This is a genomic window from Erythrobacter donghaensis, assembly GCF_001557325.1.
GTDB lineage: Bacteria > Pseudomonadota > Alphaproteobacteria > Sphingomonadales > Sphingomonadaceae > Erythrobacter > Erythrobacter donghaensis_B.
Genome location: NZ_LSJS01000005.1, coordinates 1 through 3,377 on the forward strand (window position 1 = coordinate 1; position 3,377 = coordinate 3,377).

4 protein-coding genes are annotated in these 3,377 nt (G+C 68.5%); all 4 read right to left on the minus strand.

Features of this window, described 5'->3' with window-relative positions:
• Window positions 1–335: 335 nt before the first annotated feature.
• Window positions 336–1,115, minus strand: coding sequence for a Bax inhibitor-1 family protein (locus AX692_RS00170; RefSeq protein ID WP_073974702.1), 780 nt, complete (start codon window positions 1,113–1,115; stop codon window positions 336–338).
• A gap of 142 nt (window positions 1,116–1,257) precedes the next feature.
• Window positions 1,258–2,052, minus strand: coding sequence for a pyrroline-5-carboxylate reductase family protein (locus AX692_RS00175; RefSeq protein ID WP_073974703.1), 795 nt, complete (start codon window positions 2,050–2,052; stop codon window positions 1,258–1,260).
• 16 nt (window positions 2,053–2,068) lie between these two features.
• Window positions 2,069–2,575 carry a YbjN domain-containing protein gene (locus AX692_RS00180; RefSeq protein ID WP_073974704.1) on the minus strand — a complete coding sequence of 169 codons (507 nt, stop codon included), beginning with the start codon at window positions 2,573–2,575 and terminating at the stop codon, window positions 2,069–2,071.
• Between the two features lie 147 nt (window positions 2,576–2,722).
• Window positions 2,723–3,377: SPOR domain-containing protein (locus tag AX692_RS00185; protein WP_196491555.1), on the minus strand; the 655-nt coding region annotated here is incomplete at its 5' end.

The window sequence follows — 3,377 nt, forward strand, 5'->3', positions numbered from 1 at the left end:
GGGCGGCGGCGGCGCGGGGGTGGCGCAGGCGCCGAGCAGCGCCGCGCCGACCGCCAGCGTGGTGATCGCGAGGCCGAAGGGCGTACGCGTGGTGACGGTGTTCTGCGTGTCGGAAGGCGAGTGCGGAGCGGCGCTCATCGGGTATCTCTCTCTCGTGCTGCGGACTGTTCGTGCCGCGCGGCCCGACATGATCGGGCAATGCGGCTTGCTCCAGCCTGAAGGGCTTCGCGATAGCCGCCCGAGCTAACAAAGCAAATGCCCGGGACCTATGGAAAGGCCCCGGGCATCCGATATTTCAACATCTGTGCGGCAGGCCGAAGCCGGCCGGGTATCCCTTATTCGCGGTTGCCCAGCAGACGCAGCAGGTAGATGAACAGGTTGATGAAATCGAGGTAGAGCGAAAGCGCGCCATAGATCACCGCACGCCCTGCCATCTCGGTCCCACGCACATACTGGTACTCGTTCTTCAGGCGCTGCGTGTCATAGGCGGTGAGACCGGCGAAGATCAGCACGCCCACCACGCTGATGACGAAGCCCATCGCGCCCGAGGGGAAGAACATGTTGATGAGGCTCGCCACGATCAGGCCGATCACGCCCATCAGCAGGAAGCTGCCCCAGCCCGAGATGTCCTTCTTGGTGGTGTAGCCCCACAGCGAGAGACCCGCGAAGGAAGCGGCCGCGGCGAAGAACGCGGTCGCGATCGAGGTGTCGGTGTAGGTCGAGAACAGCGTCGAGAACGACAGGCCGAAAGCTACCGCGAAGGCCCAGAAGGCGACCTGCAGCGTGCCCGCGCTCGCGCGCGCCGCGCCGAACCACCAGAACAGCATGATGGCGAGCGGCGAGAGCATGATCGCAAAGCCGAGCAGGTTCGGCTCGATGCCGGTGCCGACCGGGGTCACGACCGTGTTGAAGGCCAGCCCGAACAGCGGCGAATTGGCGAACAGCAGCGCGACGATCGCGGTCAGCAGCACGCCCGAGGTCATGTAGTTGTAAATCGAGAGCATGTGCTTGCGCAGACCCTCGTCATAGCTCACGCGGCCGGCGACATCGCCTCCGGCGCGCGGCACGGAGCCGAAGCGCTGCGCATTGCGCGAGGGGTCATTCCAGTCAGCCATTGTGAAACCCTTAGCCTTTCATAATGGAGCGCGGGAAAAGCCCCGTGCTCTCCATGGCGGCAATATCGGGGGTTCGGGCGCGCTTTTCAAGCGAAACCGGATTGCAAAGCGCGCAATTCGTTCAGCTTAATCATTGTTAATCTTAACTGGATTGCGACAGCGCCGCGCCCTTGTCGCGGGTGGCGGCCAGTGTGCGCGCCAGCAGGCGGCGCAGCGCCGCATTGTCGTCAAGAACGTTGAGCCCCTCGCGGGTCATGCCGCCCGGGCTCGCGACGCGATCGGCGAGAGTGGCGGGGGAGGCGTCCGAGGCGGCAGCAAGCGCGGCAGCGCCCTCCACCGTGGCGAGCGCCAGCCGCGCTGCGGTGGGCGCGTCGAGTCCCAGGTCGACGGCGGCGCCCGCAAGCGCGTCGATGAAGCGGTAAACGAAGCCCGGCCCGGATCCTGCAAGCGCGGTGACGAGATCGAACTGCGCCTCGTCCTCCAGCCACACCGCGCTGCCGAGCTGGTCGAACAGGGCGAAGGCAGCGCCGCGCGCGTCGGTGCCGAGACCGGTCTCGGCAAGGATCACCGGCGACTTGTTGATGCGTGCGGCGAGGTTGGGCATCACCCGCAGATGCGCCGCCCCCTTCGGGAAGGCGCCGCCGAGTTGCGCAAGCGTGATCCCGGCGAGCAGCGAGCACACGGCGCGGCCCTCGGTCAGGCCCTGAAGCCCCGGCCCCAGCGCCCCCAGTTGCTGCGGCTTGAACCCGAGCAGCACCGCATCATGCGTCCCCGGCATTTCGCCAGCATCGCGGTGGAGCGCCACGCCCTCGGGCGCCTCCTCCAGCGCGGGATCGAGCACGGAAAAGCGCGCCGGGGCCTCGCCAGCGGCCAGCCACCCGGCGAGCATCGCTCCGCCCATGTTGCCGCAGCCGATGATGAGGAGGTGATCGAACATCGCGCGCAGCGGCGTATCAGGCCTCGCCCGCCGCGTCGACCATCGCCGCCTCGAGCGCGGCCCGCGGGGACTTGCCGCCCCACAGCACGAACTGGAAGGCGGGGTAGAAGCGGTCGCATTCGTCGATCGCGCTCTCGACCAGTGCCTGCGCCATGTCGAGGCTGAGGCGGCCGTGATCGCCGAGCAGCGCGCCGTGGCGGTAGAGCAGCACGTCGCCGTTCGACCAGATGTCGAAATGCCCCAGCCACATCTGCTCGTTGACGAGGCACAGCAGTTCGTAGGCCGCCGCCCGCTTGTCGTCGGTGACGCGGATGTCGGGGAGGCAGAGGAACTGGAGCACGCTGTCCTCGGCCCGCCAGATCGCGCGCAGCTGGTAATTGGCCCAGCTGCCCTGCACCTCGCCGGTCATCTCGTCCTCCGAGACCAGCTCGCACGGCCAGCCGCGCGCTGCGAACAGGCTGACGAGCATGTCGACGGGGGCGGCATCGTCCTCGGCGGAATAGTCCATGTCAGCTGCTCTCATGGCCGGGCTTTCGCTGGCGGAAGGGGTTCGGTCACCATCGGGTGGGGGATGGACGCGAAGCGGGGGGATTGGCAATCACCCATGACAGGCGGGCTGGGGAGAACCGGACAAGCTTGTGCAAAGCCTGTGCAAAGAAACCCTTGCGCCCTACTTAAGCGGCTGAACCGCTTCGCCTTCTTCGCTGAGCCACAGGAACACGTCGAGCCCCTTCTTCTTCAATTCGCGCACCAGCGCCTCGGCCTTGTCGCGGCTGGCGACGGGGCCGACGACGAGGCGGTTGGTCGCGCCCCAGCGCGCGGTGAAGGCCTTGTAGGGCGCGAGCGGCTTGCCCGCTTCCTTGCTGATCCGCCGCCAGTCGTAGGCGAGCGCGTCGATCTTCTTGCCGGTCGCGACCTGGACCCAGACGCGGCTGGGATGGACGGGCTTGGGCGGTTCCTTGGGCTTGGGCTTGTCCGCAGGCTTGGCGGCCGCGGGCGGCTTCGGCGGCGGGGCCTCGCGCCTCACCTCGATTCGCGCGAGGTCGACCGCATCGCCCGAGACCCGCGCATCGGCGGAGGGAGCGCCGAGATCGGCGAAGACATCGGCCACCCGTTCGACCGGGCGCGGCGTGGGCGCCGCGGGTGGCACGGACGCGGGCGCGGTGCTGACGGCGACCGGGGTGACGGTCGCCACCCGCGCGGTAGCGGGCGCGGCCTGGGTGCCGATCGAGGACGCCGGTATCGGAGCGGTGTAGACCGTGGTCGACGGCGGCGGCGTGGGCACGGCAGCGGCAACCTGCCGAGGCCGCGCGTCGAGTGGCGGG